Raw genomic sequence first — 23124 nt, 5'->3', positions numbered from 1 at the left:
AAATATTATTATGTTCAATAATTCACAAACTTTTTGTATAATGAATCTAATCTTTTAAATACCATGGAAAAGAGGTATGCAGCATGAAGAAATGGGCATTTGTATCAGACTTTGATGGGACGATTTCCAAACAGGATTTTTACTGGATGGTGATTGATAAATATTTTCCCGAAGGCCGTGAATTGTTTAAGAAGTGGAAATCCGGCGAATTAAAAGATATTGAATTTCTGGGCACCGTTTTTGCTTCAATCAATCAAAGCGAACAAACCATCATTAATGACATCCATTCCATTCCGATTGACGAGTATGTACCAGACTTCATTCAGCATGTCCAGGAAAATGGCGGCGACTTTTTCATCTTAAGCGCAGGAACAGATTATTATATTCATTATATTTTAAAGAAATATGGCATCAAAGATGTTGAGGTGTATTCAAATAAAGGCTTTTTTAAAGAAGACAACGTCCATATGACAATTGATGAAAATCATTGGCACTATTCTGAACGCTATGGCATTGATAAATCAAAGGTGATACAGAAGCTGAAAGAAGAGTATGAGATGATTTATTTTGCGGGTGACAGCGAGCCTGATTCCCACCCGGCGAAATTTGCGGATGTTACGTTTGCAAAAGACGCGCTCCAGGATTTATTGCGTGAACAGGATGTGCCGTTTGTAGCAGTTGAGACATTCGAGGATATCGAACGGTATTTCAAACAAAAAGGGCTGATCGTCTAATGCCGCGACAGGTTACAAGTATAGCCATTCCCGCGGTTTTGGATATTAGTGAAGGCGTGCTTGGCCGATTGGAGGCGATATTGGAAAAGCACCAGTTTGCCAAGGCCGTGATGTTTTTTGATGAGTTTTCATATCAGCAGTATGAAAACTCATTAAAAGCTGCTTTTCAAAAGGTCAAAGTCGAAGCCGTTAAACTGGCTCCAAGCCTTGATATTCAGGAGCTGATTCAGAAAGCATTTTCAATCGGAAATTATGATGTCATGATTGCCATGGGCGGGGGATATGTCGTTGATTGCGGAAAATACATCGCCTTTTCCAAACGAACTCCGTTCATCAGCATTCCGACATCGGCATCCAACGACGGGTTTGCGAGCAGCAATTGTTCGCTTCAAGTCGAGGGTAAAAAAACAACGGTTCCGGCGCGGGTTCCATATGGGATTATTGCTGACTTGAATATCATTCAAAAGGCACCGGAATGTTTTATTTTAGCTGGCATCGGTGACTTGATGTCCAATATTACAGCCCTTTATGATTGGGAATTCGAAGAGCAGCACGGAGCAAGCGATGTGAATGCTTTTGCATCTATGCTCAGCAAGAAGGCAGTGAACAGTTTTGTCCGTACGCCGATGCAGGATATTAAGCAGCCGATCTTTTTAAAAGAATTGGTCAGTTCATTAACCATGGGCGGGATCGCGACGGAAATCAGCGGGAACAGCGCGCCTATCAGCGGTTCAGAGCACCTCATATCCCATGCGCTTGACAAAATCTCAAAAAAACCGCAAATGCACGGCATTCAAGTGGGGGTGGCCACCTATATAATGGCCCATGTACAGAATCATCGGGCTGAGCGGATTGAAAAGGTGTTTACTAGGACAGGCTTTTTCGACTATGTACAGTCGCTTCATCTTGATAAAAATGAGTTTCGCGAAGCGATCCGTCTTTCTCATACCGTTAAGCCAAACCGCTTTACGTACTTGCATGAAAAGGCATATCGCGAAAAAGCGCTCCGCTTGCTTGATGAAGACCCCATTCTTCAAGAGATATTTTAAGCCATGCAAACAGCCTCTTCCGAGAGGTTGTTTTTTGTTCTGCAAGGACATTTGATCGTTCCAAATCATAAAGAAAAATAAAAGTTAAGCGCTGTGATAAAATAAAGAAGAAATGGGTCAGAGGTATGATTTCAGGCACGATTTTAATCAGGGAGAGTGGAACATGTACAAACTAATCGCGATAGATATGGATGGAACATTATTGAATGACCTTCATGAAGTAACGGAGGAAGTGAGGAACGCGCTTCATGCGGCGAAAACGAAAGGCGTGAAGATCGTCCTTTGCACCGGACGCCCTCTCGGCGGAGTGAGCCGCTATTTAGAAGAGCTGAATTTAAATGAAGATGGCGATTATGTCATCGCCTATAACGGTGCGCTTGTTCAAAATACGCATACACAGGAGGTCGTGTCAGAGCTCACGCTTGGCTATGAAGATGTGACATCTTTATATGAGCTCAGCCAAACGCTAGACACGCCGATGCACTTTTTTGACTCATCTCATCTGTATACGCCAAACCGTGAAATCAGTCCGTATACAGTATATGAATCATACGTCACCAAAGTGCCGCTCCGTTTTCGGACGATGGAGGAGATACCGGAAGACATACTGGCGCCAAAGGCAATGTATATTGATGAGCCGGAGAAATTGGACCGGACGATCGCCGCAATACCGGAGGAAGTAAAGGAACGTTATACAATGGTGAAAAGTTCTCCGTTCTTTTACGAAATCCTTCATCCGGCGGCCAGTAAAGGAAATGCCGTCCGTCAGCTCGCAGACCTGTTAAGTATCGCAAAAGAAGAGGTTATGGCGATAGGCGACAACGGCAATGACCTGACAATGATCGACTGGGCAGGCTGCGGAGTTGCGATGGGGAATGCCATACCTGAGGTCAAGGCGTCTGCAAATTATGAAACGAAGTCAAATAATGAAAACGGCGTCGCTCACGCCATTCAAGAGCTTGTATTGTCAAAATAAGCCCGGATTTTGTCGTCTTTTAAAACGTGGCCTAAAAATCCTGGAAGCTTAGGAAGAACAGCGGGCTTTCATAGAACGTGATGACGGCGGCGTTCTTGTCTTAAACGTGGGTACCGAAATGCAGGCTTGTTAACGAATGCGGCACACGGAAGCCGGCCTCGGGGGGCCGGCTTTTTCTTATGTTCGGGTCCAATCTTGAATCTGCCAAATGTGTGAAACCCAGTTTTGGTAAAAGGATGGATCATGGGATACAAGCAAAACCGTTCCTTTATAGTTTTGCAGCCCTTGTTTTAAAGTTTCTTTAGCTGATATGTCAAGGTGATTCGTCGGTTCGTCAAGGATGAGCAAGTTGCTTTTTGTAAGCATCAGCTCTGCAAGACGGACTTTTGCCCGCTCACCTCCGCTGAGTGTGGAAAGAGGCTGCCTGATATGGGCCCCTGTCAAACCGGCCGCGGCCAGCTTTTGTCGGATGTCTTTCTCTGTTAAATCAGGGAATTGCGTCCGTACTTTTTCAAGCGGTGTGCTGCATGACGCCATGGTTTCCTGTTTAAAATATGCCGCTTTCATATGCTGTCCGGCTGTTACAGTGCCGCTTAAAGGCTTGAGGTCGCCGAGCAGTGTTTTAATCAATGTCGACTTTCCGATGCCGTTTTCTCCGATGATGGCGATTTTATCGCCCCGTTTCACGGTCAGAGAAAGCGGCATAAATAAAGGTGCGGAATAGCCAACTTCAAGCTGTTTTGTCTCAAGCACGGTCATTGCCGGATTCCGCCCCGTCTGAAATTCAAATCGGGGAGCGGGACGGTCTTCGGGTTTTTCGATTCGTTTGATTTTATTCAGCGCTTTTTCCCGGCTTTTTGCCTGCTTCGCTTTCCGCACGCGGTTCCGATCAATAAAGGCTTCTAATTTTTCAATTTGTCTGCTCTGTTTTTCATAAGCGGCTTTTGCCTGAGACCGGATTTGCGCATATTCTTTCAGGAAAAACCGGTATCCGCCGGAATAGCGTTTAATGGTCTGATGTTCCACATGAAATGTAACGTTTGTAATCTCATCCAAAAAATGTTCATCATGGGAGATGACAAGGAATGCGTGCTCATAGTTTTTTAAGTAGGCGGCCAGCCAGTCAATATGTTCCGCATCCAAATAATTGGTCGGCTCATCCAATAAAAGCACATGCGGTTCTTCGAGCAGCAGTTTGGCCAAAAGGACCTTCGTTCTCTGGCCCCCGCTCAAAGCCGTGACATCCTTATCAAGGCCAATCTCCGTCAGGCCGAGGCCTTGGGCGGCGTCCTCAATCTTTGCGCCGATATGGTAAAATCCCGAGCGTTCCAGTTCAGTCTGAAGCTCGCCGTATCTTTTCAGCATCCCATCCAGGCTGTCTCCGGCGTCTGCCATGTGTTCTGTGAGCAGATTCATTTCTCTTTCTATTTCAAATAAATGCTGAAACGCCTTTTCCAAGTACTGAATGACGGTCGTCCCTGCTGAAAGATCGGTATGCTGCTCCAGAAAACCGGGCCGGACATTTGCCAGCCACTCAATTTTTCCATGGTCAGGAAGAAGACTTCCGGTCAAGAGCCGAAGAAAGGTTGACTTTCCGGCCCCATTTGCACCGACGAGTCCAGCGTGCTCGCCTTTCAGCAAGCGAAAGCTGACATTTTGAAATGTGACCCGATCTCCATACATATGGGTGAGATGTGTAACTTGAACAATACTCATGATGAATTCTCTCCTTAAGGCTTATTTTTAAAAATGAGCCATCTAAAGAGAACAGTGTGAAGCATCAATATCCTGTTGTATAAAAAAGAGGGTAAGGCGAATACACCTTACCCACTACATATCACATATCGTAAGAAAGGATTCGAAATCATATCAAACTGTTCTTGAGATGGCTTTCTAAAAAAGGGCAGACTTCTCCCGTCTTAAGCCAAATCTCTTTTAAGAACAGTTGATAAAATTTCCATTCCTTTCCACCTCGTTTTAGTCAAAATTTCCTTCACAACAAATGATATGAAAAAGGTGCTCGGTTGTCAAATCGGCAAATGCCCTCACAAGAGGCACGCCTCGGCAACTCGTTATATATTGACATCCATCAAACGGTATGTTATTTAAGATGTGAAAGAACTGAACCATATATCTACATATTCTTCACTAAGTTTAAACCAAAAAGGAGAGAGCAAAGGTGGCTAAAAAAGAATTCAAAGCAGAATCTAAAAGATTGCTAGACATCATGATCAACTCTATTTATTCCCAAAAGGAAGTCTTCTTGAGGGAGCTGATTTCAAATGCGAGCGATGCGATTGATAAAATCTATTACAAAGCCCTGACAGATGATTCTCTGACGTTTAACAAGGATGATTATTACATAAAGGTGTCCGCTGACAAGGAAAACAGAACGCTCACCATTTCAGACACCGGGATCGGCATGACGAAGGAAGAGCTTGAAGAACATCTTGGAACGATCGCCAAAAGCGGCTCGCTTGCGTTTAAAAATGAAAATGAATTGAAAGACGGCCATGATATTATCGGCCAGTTCGGTGTCGGCTTTTATGCCGCTTTTATGGTAGCTGATGTTGTGACTGTCATGACAAAGGCGCTTGGCCGTGATGAGGCGTATAAATGGGAGTCTGCCGGCGCTGATGGTTATACGATGGAGCCATGTGCGAAAGAATCGGTCGGCACAGATGTGATCCTGAAATTGAAAGAGAACACTGACGATGAAAATTATGATGAATACTTGGAAGTAGACCGTTTGAAAAATATTATTAAAACATATTCTGATTTCATCCGCTATCCAATCAAAATGGATGTGACCGTCAACAAGCCGAAAGAAGATGCGGAAAATGAATTTGAAGAAGTTCAGGAAGAACAGACGGTCAACAGCATGGTGCCGATTTGGAGAAAAAATAAAAATGAGCTGACAGATGAAGATTATGAGGCGTTTTATGCGGAAAAGCACTACGGTTTTGACAAGCCTCTCGCTCATATTCATACAAGCGTCGACGGTGCGGTGAGGTATCATGCGATCCTATTCATTCCGGAAAACATTCCGTTCAACTACTATTCGAAAGAATTTGAGAAGGGCTTGGAGCTCTATTCAAACGGTGTATTGATCATGAATAAATGCCCGGATCTGCTTCCTGACCACTTCAGCTTTGTGAAGGGAATGGTCGACTCTGAGGATTTATCCCTCAACATCTCAAGAGAGATGCTCCAGCATGACAGGCAGCTGAAGCTGATCGCCAAAAATATCGGCAAGAAAATCAAAAACGAACTGCAAAGCTTATTGAAGAACAATCGCGACAAGTATGAGTCATTTTATCAATCATTCGGCAGACAGCTTAAGTTCGGGGTTTACAATGATTTCGGCGCCAACAAAGACTTACTGAAAGATTTATTATTGTTCTACTCTTCAAAAGAGAAAAAACTCGTCACGCTTGATGAGTATGTATCAAGAATGCCTGAAGATCAGAAATACATTTATTATGCGTCAGGCGAATCCTATGACCGGATTGAAAAGCTGCCTCAGACAGAGCTTGTTTCGGAAAAAGGATATGAAATTTTATATTTCACCGAAGACATTGATGAATTCGCGATAAAAATGTTGGCGAATTATCAAGATAAAGAATTTAAATCCGTATCAAGCGGAGACCTTGGGATCGAGTCAGAAGAGGATCAAAACAAATCAGATGCAGATGAAAATCAATACAAAGAGCTGTTTGAGGAAATGAACAGCATTTTATCAGGAAAAGTGAAAAGCGTGAGACCGTCAAAACGCTTAAAAACGCATTCCGTATGTCTGGCGGCTGATGGCGAAGTCACCATCGAGATGGAAAAAATTCTAAATGCAATGCCTGATAATCAGCATGTCAAAGCGGATAAAGTGTTGGAGATCAATACAAACCACGATGTATTTGGCACATTGCAGGCGGCGTTTGAAAAAGATAAGGAAAAGTTCAGTTTATATACAAACCTTCTGTACAACCAAGCGCTGCTAATAGAAGGCTTGCCAATCGACGACCCTGTCGAATTTACCAATGATATATGCAAAGTCATGGCATAAATATAAACAAAGGTACATCTCTGAAAAATGGGATGTATCTTTATTTTGCGTATATGCTATTTACTGTTAAATAATAGAAAGGGAGGGGCTTTTTTGAATAAGAGAATCACAAGTTTTGCTGCAATTGTTTTAAGTTTAACTTTATTTTTAGCTTTTACAATGCCAACAGTTAGTAATGCTTTTTCTTCAAAGAATGGAGCAGTCTCTGTTGAAAAGGAGAAGTACATATCTGTTTTAGAGGCTTTGGAAAATTCAATTGTTAAAAAAGGTTCTAATTATATTGTCGATACCAAAGTAGCAAAGGATTACGGTCTAACTGATACTGAAATTAATAATTTAAAAGAATTTTTAGAAGATAGTTCAAATCAACAAATTGAACAGACGCTAAATGAAGTACCTGAAGCTAAAAAACAAGCAGAATAAGGACAAACTACATCTTTCCATGTTGCTGATGTAACTGATCGACTGAAAGCGGCTATTTACGCTGTATTTGTTACACTCTGTGGGGTAGCTTTAGCTCAAGAATTTATTAGCGATATGTACACTCTAGGTGCTCATAAAGCATGTCACTCACTTGGAAAGAAACACCCAAGCATCAAAAAAGCTTGTAAGATAACAGGGTACAGGTAAAAAATAAGAGTGCAGTATTTCTGCACTCTTATTTTTTAATTAGTATTAATCCTTCAAGGCTTTTAGAAGCTTTTTCATACCATAAACCGTAATAAAACCGGATAAAGTTAATCCACCAATAAAATACAGCAATAAATATAATGTACCCATTGGGACTACCTCTTCTTACTTGAATTTTAATCAATTTTTTACTCATTATAACATAAAAAATCCTCTTACCAATTTCTTGAGGATTTATTTATCACTAAAACATCCTCAAATTTAATGAAATTGGTGTCTCCTTTTGAATCCATTATATGGAAAATCTCACACTGCTTGGTTTATATAAGTGAGGGGGTTTTCTATGGAACAAAGGAATGTCGGTGATACCAACTTTGATACCAAAAAATCGATTTAATTCTAAAAACTCTTCGAAAGCCCCTTGCATAAAACAGCGAAAACACTGAAATCTTGCGCTTTTGTGTTTTTCTTTCGCCTTTATATAGTCGAGACGGATCTTTTTTATTAATGTTTTACCACTTCTTGACCCCTTACATTCCAAGTAAGCGCAAATATGATGGCTGCAATTACGCAGGAAGCCGTTAATAGTATGAATCCCGCATCCCAGCCGGATGCATCGACGATGACACCCATTAAAGCATTTGCTGTCAAGGTGCCGCCCAAATAACCGAACAGGCCGGTTAATCCAGCTGCCGTACCAGCAGCTTTCTTAGGAACAAAGTCAAGCGCCTGCAGTCCAATCAGCATGACCGGGCCGTAGATGAGGAAACCGATTGCAATTAATGAAATCATATCGATCATAGGGTTGCCAGCTGGATTGAACCAGTAGACAAGCACGGCGATCAATACCCCCAGCATAAAGACAAAGCCTGCAGGGCCGCGGCGCCCTTTAAACCATTTATCTGAGATCCAGCCGCACAGCAGGGTCCCAGGGATGCCCGCCCATTCATAAAGAAAATAGGCGACGCTGGATTTGCTCATATCAAATCCTTTTTCTTCGTTTAAATAGGTCGGCGCCCAGTCTAAGACGCCGTAGCGGACGAAATAAACGAAAATATTTGCGAGCGCTATCGCCCAAACCCATTTATTGTTTAAAACATATTTGAAAAGGATTTCTTTTGTCGACAATTCTTTTTCATAGGTTTTTTTCGTTTTGCTTGAATAATCATTTCGATATTCTTCAATCGGCGGTAATCCAACAGATTGCGGAGTATCGCGAATCAGCAGGTATGCAATAAAGGCAACGGCAATGGCGACTAAGGCCGGCAAAATGAATACCCCTTCATAGCCGGTGTCGGAGTTTCCCGCAATTCCTGAGAAGATGGCCACACCTGCGATGGCGATTGGCGCCATTAGCCCTCCCCCGACATTGTGGGCGACATTCCATATCGCCGTTTTATTTCCTCTTTCACTTACACTGAACCAGTGAACAAGGACGCGGCCTGATGGCGGCCATCCCATTCCCTGAAACCAGCCGTTTAAGAATAGCATAATAAACATAATGGCTATAGATGAGGTGAAGAATGGAACAAACCCCATAAGCAGGCTGATGATAGCAGAAAGAATCAGACCGGCCGGCAGGAACATTCTCGGGTTGCTTCGGTCTGAAATGGTGGCCATGACAAACTTGCTGAGGCCGTAGGAAATTGAAAGGGCCGATAAAGCAAGGCCGAGCGCTGATTTTGAAAACCCTTCTTCAATTAAATAAGGCATGGCAAGCGAAAAGTTTTTGCGAATTAAATAGTATGCCGCATAGCCGATGAAGATGCCGAGAAAAACTTGCAGTCTGAACTTCTTATATTCAGAATCAATTTTTTCTTCCGGCAATCTGTCAATCGGCGGAGCAGGTTTAAACAGTTTAAGCATGTCTTTCTCCTTCTTATGAATTACTTGTCTTCACGTAAAACCTCTTGAAGACGGTCTGGGAAATTGGTGAACATTCCCGTCACGCCCCAATCAAGCAGTCTCTTCATATCTTCTTTTTGGTTCACGGTATAAGGGTGGATGAGTAATCCATGGCTCCTTACTTTTTGAATATACGCTTCATCAATACGGTCAAAATTCATGCCGAGTCCGATGCTGTATGATTTATAGTTTTCTAATTCTGCGTCCGTAATGAATGCCGGCTTATCATACCATAACAGCTGTACAAGCGGAATGGCGGGGTTTTGATCATGAATGATTTTTAAGCTTTCTGGACTAAAAGATTGAATGATAACTTTGCTTGAATGCCGGTTTGGCCCTGTTAATTTATATTTATTAAGGATGTTTAATAATTTTTCTTCCATATGGTCATAGACTTCGGGCGATTTGGTTTCAATATAATAGCGTGCACTTCTGCCGAAGGTTTGGATCACTTCCTCGAGAGTAGGAACTTTGAGTCCGGCATATTCAGGCCTGGCCAGCTCCGGATGCTTTTCATTAAACCAAGAACCGGCATCAAGCTTTTTGATTTCCGCCAGTGTATAGTCTTTGACAAGTCCTGTTCCATTGGTTGTGCGGTCTAATGTTTCATCATGCATCGCGATCAATTCGCCGTCTTTTGTCATTTGAAGATCGATTTCTATGTAATCGCCTTTCATTTTTTGTCCGAGCTTGTAAGCTAAAAGTGTATGTTCAGGAGCGTGTCCTGATGCACCGCGATGTGCGACATTTAATATTTTATTCGGGTTAAGTGACGGATGTGCCGGCGCAGCCGCCTCCGCCTGAATGCTCATGCCAAAACCGGCGCCAATCAGTGCGCCCGCCATTAAAACGCTTCGGAAAAGTCCTTTCATAACATCATGTCTCCTTTCAAGTTGTTTTTTTACTGTTCATTTCGATGTCTTTCACATATTCCCTCCTCCTCATCTGAAAAAGAAAAAAGATCCACAAAGAAACCTCTGAAACTGAGGTTCTTTCTGTGGATCTCCTTTTCTCCGTCACTCTTATTAACTTCTTTCCTATCATAACAGAAATGGAAGCGCTGTCAATTGTTTTTTGAAAAATAAAAACCTATCATAAGAGATAGGTTTTTACATGCATTCAGCGTGCAAACAATTGGTCGATGAAAGCAATTTCATCTTGAGAAAGGCTGACTTCGGCAGTTTTTAAGTTATCGACCAGCTGATCAGCGCGTTTTGCTCCCGGGATTAAAATGTCGATTTCCGGTCTTGCCAAATACCACGCCAGCACGATGTGGGCAATATCAACATTGTGCTTATCAGCAATCGGCGCCAGCTGATTCACTTTTCTGATGTTTTCTTTAAAACGGTCTCCTTGGAAGTTCTCCATCTCTCTTCGAAGGTCGCCTTCAGGGAATGCTGTATCTTCAGTGTATTTTCCAGCCAGCAATCCGGATACAAGCGGGAAGTACGGAACGAATGAAATGTTGTGCTCCTGTGTATATGGGAAGAATGTGGTTTCGGCTTCTCTGTTTAATAGATTGTATTCGCCTTGCAGAACATCGACCAAGCCGTGTTTGTTCGCTTCTTTTAGCTGTTCGAGCGAGAAGTTGGATACGCCGATCGCCCGGATTTTGCCCTCTTGCTTCAACTCATGAAGAGCCTGAACCGCTTCATCTTTCGGTGTGTTTTCATCAGCGAAATGAATATAGAAAAGATCAATGTAATCCGTTTGCAGCCGTTTCAGACTGTCGTCTACGGATTTCTTCAAAAATGCCGGAGAGTTATCAAAGACAAAGTCGTCCCCTTCTTTTCGATGGGCGGCCTTTGTGGCGATCACCACATCTTTGCGGTTAAATTCGCGGAGGACTTCACCGATTAGTTCTTCAGAACGGCCAATTCCGTATATGTAGGCGGTGTCCAAGAAAGTCACGCCATTCTTAAGCGCTTCCCGCACCAAGTCTTTACCCGTTTCTTCATTGAGATTCGGATAGAGGTTATGGCCTCCGACTGCATTTGTTCCTAAACCAATCGGAAATACATGTAGGTCTGACTTGCCAATTCTTACTTTTTTCATTGGTTTCCCCTCCTGAAATGATGAAATATGAGAAAGACTTGACCAGCAGATTGCTAAAATAGCCGGTCAAGTTATTCACTTCAACTATAAACCCTATGCCAGATGAATTTCAATTTTATGGTCTTTGCAGAATGCATTGTACTCCTCATCGAGCGGCTGTGACGTTACAATGCAATGCAGCCTGTCAAAACGGGCATATGTCAGCAAAGTAGATCTGCCGAATTTGGAGTGATCGGCCAATAAATACACTTCTTTTGCTTTTTCGGAAATCTTCTTTTTGATTTCGTATTCAAGCAAATCCGAATTGGTCAGCCCGTGTGTCAATGTTGCCCCGGTTGCCGACATAAAAGCTTTATTGATATTGTATTTATCCAAAGTGCTTGGATCATCCATTCCCACAAAGGACTGCGTTTTCCGCTTATAGTTGTTTCCGATGATAATCAAGTTGATATTTTTCATCGCTGCAGCAGCATTGATGATATCCAGACTGTTTGTTAAAATCGTCACATTTTTATTTGGTTCAAGCGTTTCCAATATGGACTGGGTCGTTGTGCCGGAATCGATGAAAATCAGGTCATGATCCTCGATAAAGCGTGAAGCGTAATGCGCAATCTTTGTTTTTGCATCTTTATTTTGGATCGTCCGGTTTTCAAAAGGGATCAAAGCCGTTTTTTCAATCGCCGTTACACCGCCGTATACTTTTTTAATGACACCTTTCTCGGTCAATTTGTTGATGTCGCGTCTGACCGTATTTTTAGAGACATTGAAGACTTGGCAAAGTTTATCCAAGGAAACGGTGCCGTTTGTCAGAATATATTCTTCCATCTCCTTTATCCGCATTAATTTCATACTAAATATCTCCTTCTAGAATCTTTAATTTAAATATATGATAAAAACCAAAAGTTGACCAATAATTGCTTAAAAAATGATAACATTGGTGGTTGTTCTTTGCAAGATTTGCCCTGTTCTTTTTTATTATACAATGTTTATATCGATAGTTTTAAGGTTTCCTAGAAATATTACAAAAGAAAAAATTTATTCATTAATGATTGACTTATGGGTATGATCAGATTAGAATATAACCAAGAAATGACCAAAACGTGATAATGTTGATGAAACTTTGAGGCTGAAAAATTCTCATGACGTTGCGGTTCTTTTGATGAAGCTGTATTGATTAAGTTTTTGTAAGCGTTTAATTTCCGTCTTTTTGTGAAAATCGGTTATGCAATGAAGGGCTATTCCCGAAGTTCATTCATAATGATTGAATCCTGTCCCATCTGTACTAGTGGATGTTTAATATTTAAGGAGGTTATAAGGATGGCAGAAATCAGAAAGTTAAGAAACTATATCAATGGAGAATGGGTTGAAAGCAAAACCGATCAATATGAAGATGTTATCAATCCTGCGACAAAAGAAGTGCTGTGTCAAGTGCCGATCTCGACGCGCGAGGATATAGAATATGCAGCGCAAACGGCGGCTGAAGCATTTAAAACATGGTCAAAAGTAGCCGTTCCGCGCCGGGCAAGAATTCTATTTCACTTTCAGCAGCTTTTGACTCAGCATAAAGAGGAGCTTGCCCACCTCATTACGATAGAAAACGGAAAAAATACAAAAGAAGCGTTAGGCGAAGTGGGACGCGGTATCGAGAATGTCGAGTTTGCAGCGGGAGCGCCGTCATTGATGATGGGAGACTCACTCGCCACAATTGCGACAGATGTTGAAGCGGCGAATTACCGTTATCCAATCGGAGTCGTCGGTGGAATTGCACCGTTCAACTTCCCGATGATGGTTCCGTGCTGGATGTTCCCAATGGCTATTGCGTTAGGAAATACATTTATTTTGAAGCCTTCTGAGCGGACGCCGCTCTTGACAGAAAAGCTGGTTGAACTGTTTGAAAAAGCCGGACTTCCAAAAGGGGTCTTCAATGTTGTGTACGGCGCCCATGATGTGGTAAACGGCATTCTCGAACACCCTGAAATTAAAGCGATTTCATTTGTCGGATCTAAACCGGTCGGAGAGTATGTCTATAAAAAAGGCAGCGAAAATCTGAAACGCGTTCAATCGCTGACAGGTGCTAAAAACCACACCATCGTCCTGAATGACGCCAATCTTGAAGACACCGTAACAAATATTATCGGCGCTGCTTTTGGATCTGCCGGTGAACGCTGCATGGCCTGTGCGGTTGTGACCGTAGAAGAAGGAATTGCTGATCAATTCATGGAGAAATTAGTTGAAAAAGCGGAGGAAGTCAAAATCGGAAACGGCCTTGATGACGGTGTATTCTTAGGCCCTGTCATTCGCGAAGACAACAAGAAGCGTACGCTCGGCTACATACAAAAGGGAATTGAAGAGGGTGCGAGACTTGTTTGCGACGGACGCGAAAACGTTTCAGATGAAGGCTATTTCGTTGGTCCGACAATATTCGACAACGTTACAACCGATATGACGATTTGGAAAGACGAAATTTTTGCCCCGGTTCTGTCAGTTATCCGTGTGAAAAATGTAAAAGAAGCGGTTGAGATTGCCAACGAATCTGAATTTGCAAATGGCGCATGCCTATTTACGTCCAACTCTAATGCCATTCGCTATTTCCGCGAGAACATTGATGCGGGAATGCTCGGCATCAATCTGGGTGTACCGGCTCCAATGGCCTTCTTTCCATTCTCAGGCTGGAAGTCATCATTCTTCGGTACATTGCACGCGAACGGAAAAGACAGCGTCGATTTCTACACACGCAAAAAAGTCGTCACCGCAAGATATCCGGCGCCTGACTTCAACTAAAAACAAAAACGGCCGAACGGCGTGAATCTCACGCTGTTCGGAACTATGTTTGAAAGAAGATTTAAAAAGGAGGCTTTTTCAATGAGTCATTTGTTGCGCAAGCCGCAGGTGAATGAGCTTTCACAAGGCGTGAAGCTTGTACATGAAGTAAAGAAATCGAATTCCGAGCTGAACTATGTAGAATTTAAAGTCATTGATCTTGCACCAGGTTCCCGTTATGAAGAGGCGCTAAACAAACAAGAATGCTGCATCGTTGCGGTGACAGGAAAGATTACCGTCTCTGATCATGAACAGACATTTGAGAATATCGGCACGCGGGAAAGCGTGTTTGAAAAAAAGCCGACCGATAGCGTTTATGTGTCAAATGACCGTGCTTTTGACATCATCGCAGTTACCCAGGCAAGAGTTGCCCTTTGCTATTCACCTTCCGAAAAACAGCTGCCGACGAAGCTGATCAAAGCTGAAGACAACGGCATAGAAAACCGCGGGCAATTTAGCAATAAACGAACCGTTCATAACATTCTTCCAGATTCAGATTCTTCAGCGAACAGTCTTTTAGTCGTTGAAGTCTACACCGAAAGCGGAAACTGGTCCAGCTACCCGCCGCATAAACATGATCAAGACAACTTGCCTGAAGAGTCCTTTTTAGAAGAAACCTACTACCATGAATTAAACCCTGTCCAAGGCTTCGTGTTTCAGCGTGTATACACAGACGACCGTTCAATCGACGAGACGATGACTGTAGAAAATGGAAACGTTGTCATTGTGCCGGCCGGCTACCATCCGGTAGGTGTGCCTGACGGATATACATCCTATTATTTAAATGTCATGGCGGGTCCGACGCGGAAATGGAAGTTTCATAATGACCCCGATCATGAGTGGATCTTGGAACGCTAACAATTAGGCGAGGAGTGGCTTTTTAAGATGAAGTATACGTTTAATGAAGAGAAAGAATTTGACCTTGTGGCGATCGGCCGCGCATGCATTGATTTAAACGCAGTCGAATACAACCGCCCGATGGAACAGACGATGACATTTTCAAAATATGTCGGCGGCTCGCCGGCCAATATCGCGATCGGCAGCTCCAAATTAGGCTTGAAAGCCGGCTTCATCGGCAAAATTCCGGATGACCAGCATGGCAGATTCATAGAAACCTATATGAGCAATACGGGTGTCGACACGTCGCAGATGGCACTTGATCAAGACGGACATAAAGCAGGCCTTGCCTTCACGGAAATTTTAAGCCCTGAAGAATGCAGCATTTTAATGTACAGAGATGATGTGGCAGACCTTTACCTGGCCCCTTCTGAAGTTGACGAAGAGTACATTGCAAAATCCAAAATGCTTTTAGTCTCAGGTACGGCGCTTTCAAAAAGCCCATCCCGCGAAGCTGTCCTAAAAGCCGTACAGCTGGCGAAAAAGCATCAGGTCAAAGTCGTATTTGAACTGGACTATCGTCCGTATACATGGGCATCAGCTGATGAAACGGCTGTTTACTATTCACTGGTTGCCGAACAATCGGACATTGTGATCGGAACGCGCGATGAGTTTGATGTGATGGAGAATCAAAGCGGCGGCATCAACAAGGAATCGGTTCAGCATTTGTTTGCACATTCCGCAGATCTCGTCGTCATCAAGCACGGTGTTGAAGGTTCATACGCTTACAGCAAATCCGGGGAAGTCTTTCGTGCGCAGGCATACAAAACAAAAGTCTTGAAAACATTTGGAGCAGGTGACTCATATGCTTCTGCCTTTCTCTATGGGCTTGTCACAGGCAAAGATATTGAAACGGCATTGAAATATGGAAGCGCCTCCGCATCCATTGTTGTCTCTAAGCATAGCTCATCTGAAGCCATGCCGACTGTCGCTGAAATTGAGGAGCTTATCGCGGCGCAGTCATAAATGAAAAGAACGAATAAAGGTGGGATCGTTTGTGGGCAAGAAAATACGCTTAACAACAGCGCAAGCGTTAATTAAATTCTTAAATCAGCAGTACATCAATGTTGATGGGGAAGAAACACCGTTTGTCGAAGGGATCTTCACGATTTTCGGACACGGAAACGTGGTTGGGATCGGCCAGGCGCTTGAACAGGATGCCGGGCATTTGAAAGTATTCCAAGGGAAAAATGAGCAAGGAATGGCGCACGCGGCAATGGCTTACAGCAAACAGATGCTGAGAAGAAAGATCTATGCAGTGTCGACATCCGTCGGGCCGGGATCTGCGAATTTGGTGGCTGCCGCAGGGACGGCGCTTGCGAACAACATCCCCGTCCTCTTGATTCCGGCGGACACGTTTGCGACAAGACAGCCTGACCCGGTTCTTCAGCAGGTGGAACAAGAATACAGTGCGGCGATTACGACGAACGATGCCTTAAAGCCGGTATCAAGATATTGGGACCGCATTACACGTCCTGAACAATTAATGAGCAGCCTGATTCGCGCGTTTGAAGTGATGACCGATCCTGCAAAAGCGGGTCCGGCAACGATTTGTATATCTCAGGATGTCGAAGGCGAAGCCTTTGATTTCGATGAAATCTTTTTTGTGAAGCGCGTTCACTACATCGACCGCAAAGAGCCGAGCGAACGTGAAATCGAAGGTGCCGCAGAACGGATCAAATCGAGCAAAAAACCGCTCATTTTAGTCGGCGGCGGTGCGAAGTATTCAGGAGCGCGCGATGAATTAATCGCGATGTCTGAAGCTTACAACATTCCGTTGGTTGAAACACAGGCCGGGAAATCAACGGTGGAAGCCGATTTTGCCAATAACTTGGGCGGAATGGGTATCACAGGAACGCTTGCAGCGAACAAAGCTGCCCGCGGGGCCGACCTGATCATCGGAATCGGCACGAGATACACCGATTTTGCAACATCCTCCAAAACGGCTTTTGATTTTGACAACGCAAAATTTTTGAACATCAATGTCAGCAGAATGCAGGCGTATAAACTGGATGCTTTCCAGGTTGTCGCCGATGCGAAAGTAACGCTCGGCAAGCTGCACGGCTTATTGGAAGGGTATAAGAGCGAGTTCGGCTCAACCATTGAGGAGCTGAAAGACGAATGGCTGGCTGAACGCGGCCGTCTCAGCAAAATTACCTTTAAGCGCGAACACTTTACACCTGAAATTAAAAACCATTTTTCTCAAGAAGTACTGAATGAATATGCCGATGCATTACAAACCGAACTGCCGCAAACTACGGCATTGCTCGCCATTAATGAGACAGTTGATCCAGACAGTGTCGTCATTTGTTCAGCAGGCTCGCTGCCGGGTGATCTGCAGCGCTTATGGCATTCAAACGTACCGAATACGTACCACCTGGAATACGGTTATTCATGCATGGGGTATGAAGTATCGGGGACGCTCGGTCTGAAATTGGCTCATCCAGATAAAGAAGTCTATTCGCTGGTGGGAGACGGAAGCTTCCTGATGCTCCACTCCGAGCTGATAACAGCCATTCAGTATAACAAAAAGATCAATGTACTGCTCTTTGACAACTCTGGCTTCGGCTGCATCAACAACCTGCAAATGGACCACGGAAGCGGCAGCTACTATTGCGAATTCAGAACAGAGGACAATCAAATCCTGAATATTGACTACGCAAAGGTGGCGGAAGGATATGGAGCCAAAACCTATAAAGCCAACACGGTTGAAGAATTAAAAGCCGCGCTTGAAGATGCGAAGAAACAAGAGGTCTCAACATTGATTGAAATGAAGGTGCTGCCAAAGACAATGACTGACGGCTATGACAGCTGGTGGCATGTAGGTGTTGCAGAGGTTTCCGAACAGGAAAGCGTTCAAAAAGCGTATGAAACCAAAGAAAAAATGCTGGAATCTGCAAAGCAGTATTAAAGGAGGCACCAGGATGGGCAAGACAGAAATTCTATGGGGCATCGCCCCCATAGGATGGCGGAACGATGATATTCCGGAAATCGGCGCGGGCAATACGCTTCAGCATTTGCTGAGCGACATTGTCGTTGCAGGCTTTCAAGGCACGGAAGTGGGCGGCTTTTTTCCGGAACCGGCCATTCTCAATAAAGAGCTTGAGCTGAGAAATCTCAAAATTGCAGGCAAGTGGTTCAGCAGCTATATTCTTCGGGACGGCATTGAAGAGGCGGCCAAGGAATTTACGGCCCATTGCGAGTGCTTGAAAGAACTCCATGCAGATGTTGCGGTCGTATCCGAACAAACCTACAGTGTACAATCTCTGGATAAGAATGTATTTAAAGAAAAGCCTTATTTCACTGATCAGGAATGGCAGATGCTATGCGATGGATTGAACCATCTTGGAAAAATCGCAGGCGAGCATGAACTGAAGCTTGTCTATCATCATCACCTCGGCACAGGTGTGCAGACGGAGGAGGAAGTGGATCGGCTCATGGCGGGAACTGACCCGGCGCTCGTGCACCTTCTTTATGACACAGGGCATGCCTACATTTCCGACGGAAATTATATGAACATTCTTGAAAAGCATATCGACCGTATTCAACACGTTCATTTTAAAGATGCGCGCCTCAATATCATGAAGAAATGCAAGCAGGAAGGAAAATCGTTTCAACAGGCGTTTTTGCAAGGGATGTTCACAGTTCCAGGCGATGGCTGCATCGATTTTAGAAAAGTGTATCAAAAGCTTTTAAAGCACGGCTATTCCGGCTGGATTGTTGTGGAAGCCGAGCAGGATCCCGATGTTGCCAATCCGCTTGAATACGCATTGATCGCCAGAAAATACATTGATCGTCACTTGTTGAATGCCGCAGCAACCAATTAAGGGGGCTCTAAATTGAGCAATGGAAATGCAGCAGTCTCACCATTCAATAAACGAACCGTCGCGGCAGCTCTGGCAAATTACATTGACGCAGGCTCCATTGTAGCGGGATCGGCAGGTTTATCATTATGGGTCAGCTACCTGAAGCTTTCGGATACACAGATCGGTCTGCTCGGCGCATTTAGCGCCAACGCCATCTCAGCAGCAATCGGAGCGCTGCTCGGAGGCTTTTTGGCTGACAAAATTGGCCGGAAAGCTGTCTATACGAACAGTATGCTGGTTTATGCACTGGGGATTTGTTTAGTATTGTTCGGCGCCAGTTTCCCCATTTTGTTAAGCGGTTACATGATCATCGGTTTATCGGTAGGAGCTGATATTACGGCTTCCTGGACGATTATCGCAGAGAACGCACCTAAGAAAAACCGGGCTCGTCATTGCGGCGTTGCGCAAGTCGCATGGGCTGCGGGAGCGGTTGTGGTCCTGTTGCTGTCGGTCCTGTTCGGTGATTTAGGCTTGTTGGGCAATAAAATCGTGTTTGGGCATTTGCTCGTTATCGCATTGATCACCTATGTTCTGCGCAAAAGGCTGCCGGAGTCCGATGCCTGGCAGGATCAATCCGAATCGGCTCAAGCCGTCAGGAAGCCGAAGACGTCTTATCTCGATTTGCTTCAGCCTAAGTATTTGAAAAGCATTTTATTCTTAATGGGCGTGTACTTGGTTTGGAATCTGGCGGCAGGTGTCATGGGATTTTTTATGCCTTACATTTATTAGCAAGTCGGCGGTGTTACATCGAACATGGCAAACATTTTGCAGATGGGGCTGTTTATTTTCACCGGGCTTGGCGTCGCTTTTATCTTCATGCCATTTGCAGACAAATACAGGAAGACAGTGTTTGGGATCTCCGCATTTGCGGCGGTGATCGGCTGGTCATTGTTTCTGCTTCCGGCAGAGGGCATGCCGATTCTCATCCTCTTTATCGTGATGATCGGCATAAACAATGGGGCCGGGCAACAGGCCAATTATCAATTATGGGCGAGTGAAATTTTCCCGACGAAATATCGCGCATCTGCACAAGGATTGATGTTCTTCCTCGTTCGTATCTCAATCGGGGCTTGGAGCCTGTTCGTCCCAATGATCATCTCGAATTTTGGAATTGCGTTTATGGCTGCCATTCTCCTTGGCTGTGTAACAGCCAGCATGATCATCGGGCTTGTTTTTGCACCGAATACATCCGGCAAGTCGCTTGAACAAATACAGGAAGAGCTGTATGGAACTCCTCCAGCTCAAGCTGAGCGAGTACAGACAAGAAAAATTATGTAACTACTTTTGAAGGAGTGGCTATCAATGAAACTACGCATTGGGGTTATAGGTACAGGAGCAATCGGAAAAGAGCATATCAACCGCATCACGAATAAATTAGCCGGCGGAGAAATTGTCGCAGTCACGGACGTGAACCACGAGGCTGCTCAACAGGTCGTGACTGACTACGGCTTGAATGCCAAAGTCTATCCGGATGACGACAGCCTGATCGCAGCCGAAAACGTAGATGCCGTCTTGGTGACAAGCTGGGGGCCGGCTCATGAATCGAGTGTTTTGAAAGCGATTAAAGCAAACAAATTCGTATTTTGTGAAAAGCCTTTGGCGACGACTGCGGAAGGATGCATGCGGATCGTCAATGAAGAAATCAAAGCGGGTAAACGTCTCGTTCAAGTCGGCTTTATGCGCCGTTATGACAGTGGTTACGTACAGCTGAAAGAAGCGATCGACAACCGTGTCATCGGCGAGCCCCTCATGATCCACTGTGCGCACCGCAACCCGGTTGTAGGCGACAACTATACAACAGATATGGCTGTTGTCGATACGCTTGTCCATGAAATAGACGCCCTGCACTGGCTGATCAATGATGACTACGAATCCGTTCAGGTCATTTATCCGAAAAAATCGAAAAATGCGCTTCCTCATTTGCGTGATCCGCAAATCGTTATCATCGAAACAAAAGGCGGAGTCGTGATCAATGCGGAAATCTATGTCAACTGCAAATACGGCTACGATATCCAGTGTGAAGTCGTCGGCGAAGACGGAATCGTGAAACTTCCTGAACCATCAAGCATCTCTCTCAGAAAAGACGGCAAATTCTCGACAGATATCCTTATGGATTGGCAGCGCCGTTTTGTAGACGCTTACGATGTGGAAATCCAAGATTTCATTGACTCGATCCAACAGAAAGGCGAGGTCAGCGGGCCGACTGCATGGGACGGCTATATCGCCGCCATGACGACGGACGCCTGTGTAAAAGCTCAGGAATCCGGACAGAAAGAACCTGTGACGCTTCAAGAGAAACCGGAATTCTATCAAACGTTTACAACTGTTAAAAAATAAAAATTTCCCGAGGAGTGAAAAATATGAAATTAGCATTGGATCCATCGATGTATCGTGATGATTTAACTTTGGAGGAAACGGTCTATAAAACGGCGGAGCTTGGCTACGAATATATCGAGCTATCGCCGCGCGAAGATTTTTGTCCATTCTATAAATATCCGAAAGTCGATTCAGCTAAAATCAAACAATTAAAGCGGCTTTTAAGAGATACCGGTGTTAAGCTTTCATCGCTCCTTCCGCTTTACCACTGGGCGGGTCCTGATGAAGATCGCCGTCAGGCAGCGGTGCGCAATTGGAAAAGGGCAATCGAAATTGCGGTTGAGCTTGAAGTCGATTTGATGAACAGCGAATTCAGCGGTTCAAAATACGATCCTTTAACAAGCGAAGAAAAATTTATCAAATCCATGGATGAGCTTCTGCCAGTCTTTGAAAAAGAAGGCATTAAACTCAATCTTCAAGCCCATCCATACGATTTTATCGAAACACACAAAGGTGCGATGGATATGATCTGCGCGCTTGACAAGGATTGGATTAATCTTGTCTACTCGACTGCGCATACATTCTTCTATGATGACGGCAAAGGCGACATCGAGACAATGTTTGACGAAGCCGGCGACCGCCTCACACATGTTTTATTTGCAGATACTTATAATCATAAAGCGGCTCATGGCCTTCGCTACATCGTCAATCCGCCTGACGCAAAAGTAACGGTTCACCAGCATTTGGACATTGGTCAAGGCGAGGTCGATTTTAATACGATTTTCAGAAAGCTGAGAGAGATGAAGTTCGACGGAATTGCGACTAATGCCGTTTTTGCTTGGGTCGACAAAAGAGCTGATGAATCAAGCAGATTCATGCTTGAAAAATTGAAACAGGAACTATTAGGATAAGCCGCTGAGTTCGGCACCATGCCGAACTCTCTCTTCACAAGGATATGAGATAAGGAGAATCTAATATGAAGTTATGCTTTAATGAAGCAACGACATTGGAAAATTCAAACCTTGCCAAAGATCTTGAGTACTGTGAGAAGCACGGATACGATTATATCGAAATCCGGACGATGGATAAGCTGCCTGAGTATTTAAAAGACCATTCTCTATCAGAATTGGCGGAGTATTTTCAAACGCATCATATTAAACCGCTTGCATTAAATGCTTTAGTCTTTTTCAATAACCGCGATGAACAGGGACACCGGGAGATCATCGCCGAATTCAAAGATATGATGAAAACCTGCAAGGCGCTCGGTGTGAAATATGTGGTCGCCGTTCCGCTTGTCACAGAACAGAAAATCCTCAAAGAAGACATCAAAAAAAGCGCTGTCAGCGTCTTGACTGAGCTGTCCGATATCGCCGAGCCGTACGGCGTGAAGATTGCCCTTGAGTTTGTCGGGCATCCGGAATGTACTGTCAATACTTTCTCACAGGCTTACGATATCGTAAACACGGTCAACCGCGATAATGTCGGGCTTGTGTTTGACAGCTTCCACTTCCATGCCATGGGCTCAAATCTTGAAGACTTGAAGCAGGCGGACGGAAAGAAAATTTTTATTTATCACATCGATGATACAGAAGATTTTCCGATCGGCTTTTTAAGGGATGAAGACCGTGTATGGCCTGGACAGGGGGCGATTGACTTGGATGGACATCTATCCGTTTTAAAGGAAATCGGTTTTTCAGACGTTGTATCGGTTGAATTGTTCAGGCCTGAATATTATAAGCTGAGTGCGGAAGAAACGATTCAAACGGCCAAGGAAACAACGGTTGACGTTGTGTCGAAATACTTCGAGATGTAACAC

General features: G+C 44.2%; 18 protein-coding genes and 1 pseudogene. 14 read left to right on the top strand and 5 right to left on the bottom strand.

The window, feature by feature from the left end; translation table 11 throughout:
* Positions 1-83 precede the first annotated feature (83 nt).
* The 3 genes from BTA30_RS04945 to yidA all read left to right on the top strand — a co-directional run bounded on the left by BTA30_RS04945 (position 84) and on the right by yidA (position 2759).
* Positions 84-734 carry an MtnX-like HAD-IB family phosphatase gene (locus BTA30_RS04945; RefSeq protein ID WP_076759991.1) on the top strand — a complete coding sequence of 217 codons (651 nt, stop codon included), beginning with the start codon at positions 84-86 and terminating at the stop codon, positions 732-734.
* Positions 734-1783, top strand: a complete 1050-nt coding sequence (locus BTA30_RS04940) for an iron-containing alcohol dehydrogenase family protein (protein WP_076759989.1) — start codon at positions 734-736, stop codon at positions 1781-1783. Before BTA30_RS04945 ends, BTA30_RS04940 begins: the two co-directional genes overlap by 1 nt.
* 163 nt (positions 1784-1946) lie before the next feature.
* Positions 1947-2759, top strand: coding sequence for a sugar-phosphatase (gene yidA / locus BTA30_RS04935; RefSeq protein WP_076759986.1), 813 nt, complete (start codon positions 1947-1949; stop codon positions 2757-2759).
* A 177-nt stretch (positions 2760-2936) separates the two neighbouring features.
* On the opposite strand, the gene BTA30_RS04930 is transcribed toward yidA, so the two are convergent.
* Positions 2937-4475 (bottom strand): ABC-F family ATP-binding cassette domain-containing protein, encoded by a 1539-nt coding sequence (locus BTA30_RS04930; RefSeq protein ID WP_076759984.1) that lies wholly within the window; start codon positions 4473-4475, stop codon positions 2937-2939.
* A gap of 463 nt (positions 4476-4938) precedes the next feature.
* Here BTA30_RS04930 and htpG point away from each other — a divergent pair, with 463 nt between their 5' ends.
* Together htpG and BTA30_RS04920 are read left to right on the top strand one after the other, a co-directional pair.
* Positions 4939-6819 carry a molecular chaperone HtpG gene (gene htpG / locus BTA30_RS04925; RefSeq protein ID WP_076759981.1) on the top strand — a complete coding sequence of 627 codons (1881 nt, stop codon included), beginning with the start codon at positions 4939-4941 and terminating at the stop codon, positions 6817-6819.
* Positions 6820-6912: 93 nt separating this feature from the next.
* Entirely contained in the window at positions 6913-7242 is a 330-nt protein-coding gene (locus BTA30_RS04920) for a hypothetical protein (RefSeq protein ID WP_076759979.1), read from the top strand.
* A 711-nt stretch (positions 7243-7953) separates the two neighbouring features.
* On the opposite strand, the gene glpT is transcribed toward BTA30_RS04920, so the two are convergent.
* The 4 genes from glpT to BTA30_RS04900 all read right to left on the bottom strand — a co-directional run bounded on the left by glpT (position 7954) and on the right by BTA30_RS04900 (position 12258).
* Positions 7954-9315, bottom strand: a complete 1362-nt coding sequence (gene glpT / locus BTA30_RS04915; protein ID WP_076759976.1) for a glycerol-3-phosphate transporter — start codon at positions 9313-9315, stop codon at positions 7954-7956.
* Positions 9316-9335: 20 nt separating this feature from the next.
* A complete protein-coding gene (locus BTA30_RS04910; protein WP_076759974.1) occupies positions 9336-10226 on the bottom strand; it encodes a glycerophosphodiester phosphodiesterase in 891 nt (296 codons plus the stop codon).
* Between the two features lie 247 nt (positions 10227-10473).
* A complete protein-coding gene (locus BTA30_RS04905) occupies positions 10474-11409 on the bottom strand; it encodes an aldo/keto reductase (RefSeq protein ID WP_076759972.1) in 936 nt (311 codons plus the stop codon).
* Between the two features lie 93 nt (positions 11410-11502).
* Entirely contained in the window at positions 11503-12258 is a 756-nt protein-coding gene (locus tag BTA30_RS04900; protein WP_076759968.1) for a DeoR/GlpR family DNA-binding transcription regulator, read from the bottom strand.
* Positions 12259-12726: 468 nt separating this feature from the next.
* Between BTA30_RS04900 and iolA the strand changes: the two genes are divergently transcribed.
* The 9 genes and pseudogenes from iolA (at position 12727) to iolI (ending at position 23121) form a co-directional block, all read left to right on the top strand.
* Complete coding sequence (gene iolA, locus BTA30_RS04895; protein ID WP_076759966.1) at positions 12727-14190, top strand: methylmalonate-semialdehyde dehydrogenase; 1464 nt, start codon at positions 12727-12729, stop codon at positions 14188-14190.
* An 81-nt stretch (positions 14191-14271) separates the two neighbouring features.
* Positions 14272-15087, top strand: a complete 816-nt coding sequence (iolB, locus tag BTA30_RS04890) for a 5-deoxy-glucuronate isomerase (protein ID WP_076759964.1) — start codon at positions 14272-14274, stop codon at positions 15085-15087.
* 27 nt (positions 15088-15114) lie between these two features.
* Complete coding sequence (iolC, locus tag BTA30_RS04885) at positions 15115-16092, top strand: 5-dehydro-2-deoxygluconokinase (RefSeq protein ID WP_076759962.1); 978 nt, start codon at positions 15115-15117, stop codon at positions 16090-16092.
* 31 nt (positions 16093-16123) lie between these two features.
* Positions 16124-18037 carry a 3D-(3,5/4)-trihydroxycyclohexane-1,2-dione acylhydrolase (decyclizing) gene (iolD, locus tag BTA30_RS04880; protein WP_076759960.1) on the top strand — a complete coding sequence of 638 codons (1914 nt, stop codon included), beginning with the start codon at positions 16124-16126 and terminating at the stop codon, positions 18035-18037.
* A gap of 13 nt (positions 18038-18050) precedes the next feature.
* On the top strand, positions 18051-18953 hold the full coding sequence (gene iolE / locus BTA30_RS04875; RefSeq protein ID WP_076759958.1) for a myo-inosose-2 dehydratase: 903 nt from the start codon (positions 18051-18053) through the stop codon (positions 18951-18953).
* 12 nt (positions 18954-18965) lie between these two features.
* Positions 18966-20270, top strand: a pseudogene (locus tag BTA30_RS04870) (MFS transporter).
* A gap of 24 nt (positions 20271-20294) precedes the next feature.
* Positions 20295-21329 (top strand): bifunctional inositol 2-dehydrogenase/D-chiro-inositol 1-dehydrogenase, encoded by a 1035-nt coding sequence (gene iolG, locus BTA30_RS04865; RefSeq protein WP_076759956.1) that lies wholly within the window; start codon positions 20295-20297, stop codon positions 21327-21329.
* A gap of 23 nt (positions 21330-21352) precedes the next feature.
* Positions 21353-22219 (top strand): sugar phosphate isomerase/epimerase family protein, encoded by an 867-nt coding sequence (locus BTA30_RS04860; protein ID WP_076759954.1) that lies wholly within the window; start codon positions 21353-21355, stop codon positions 22217-22219.
* A gap of 65 nt (positions 22220-22284) precedes the next feature.
* Positions 22285-23121, top strand: coding sequence for a 2-keto-myo-inositol isomerase (iolI, locus tag BTA30_RS04855; protein ID WP_076759951.1), 837 nt, complete (start codon positions 22285-22287; stop codon positions 23119-23121).
* Positions 23122-23124 lie beyond the last annotated feature (3 nt).

Origin of the sequence: Bacillus swezeyi, from assembly GCF_001969815.1 — a bacterium.
GTDB lineage: Bacteria > Bacillota > Bacilli > Bacillales > Bacillaceae > Bacillus > Bacillus swezeyi.
The sequence above is the reverse complement of the archived record's forward strand: the minus strand, read 5'-3'. Positions and strand labels throughout refer to the sequence as shown.

Excerpts from the sequence above, each read along its gene's own strand:
- iolB (WP_076759964.1), top strand. The coding sequence starts at position 14,272 with ATGAGTCATTTGTTGCGCAAGCCGCAGGTGAATGAGCTTTCACAAGGC.
- glpT (WP_076759976.1), bottom strand. The coding sequence starts at position 9,315 with ATGCTTAAACTGTTTAAACCTGCTCCGCCGATTGACAGATTGCCGGAA.
- BTA30_RS04905 (WP_076759972.1), bottom strand. The coding sequence starts at position 11,409 with ATGAAAAAAGTAAGAATTGGCAAGTCAGACCTACATGTATTTCCGATT.
- BTA30_RS04910 (WP_076759974.1), bottom strand. The coding sequence starts at position 10,226 with ATGAAAGGACTTTTCCGAAGCGTTTTAATGGCGGGCGCACTGATTGGC.
- BTA30_RS04860 (WP_076759954.1), top strand. The coding sequence starts at position 21,353 with ATGAAATTAGCATTGGATCCATCGATGTATCGTGATGATTTAACTTTG.
- yidA (WP_076759986.1), top strand. The coding sequence starts at position 1,947 with ATGTACAAACTAATCGCGATAGATATGGATGGAACATTATTGAATGAC.
- iolI (WP_076759951.1), top strand. The coding sequence starts at position 22,285 with ATGAAGTTATGCTTTAATGAAGCAACGACATTGGAAAATTCAAACCTT.
- iolA (WP_076759966.1), top strand. The coding sequence starts at position 12,727 with ATGGCAGAAATCAGAAAGTTAAGAAACTATATCAATGGAGAATGGGTT.
- iolG (WP_076759956.1), top strand. The coding sequence starts at position 20,295 with ATGAAACTACGCATTGGGGTTATAGGTACAGGAGCAATCGGAAAAGAG.
- iolE (WP_076759958.1), top strand. The coding sequence starts at position 18,051 with ATGGGCAAGACAGAAATTCTATGGGGCATCGCCCCCATAGGATGGCGG.
- BTA30_RS04930 (WP_076759984.1), bottom strand. The coding sequence starts at position 4,475 with ATGAGTATTGTTCAAGTTACACATCTCACCCATATGTATGGAGATCGG.
- BTA30_RS04900 (WP_076759968.1), bottom strand. The coding sequence starts at position 12,258 with ATGAAATTAATGCGGATAAAGGAGATGGAAGAATATATTCTGACAAAC.
- iolC (WP_076759962.1), top strand. The coding sequence starts at position 15,115 with ATGAAGTATACGTTTAATGAAGAGAAAGAATTTGACCTTGTGGCGATC.
- BTA30_RS04940 (WP_076759989.1), top strand. The coding sequence starts at position 734 with ATGCCGCGACAGGTTACAAGTATAGCCATTCCCGCGGTTTTGGATATT.
- BTA30_RS04945 (WP_076759991.1), top strand. The coding sequence starts at position 84 with ATGAAGAAATGGGCATTTGTATCAGACTTTGATGGGACGATTTCCAAA.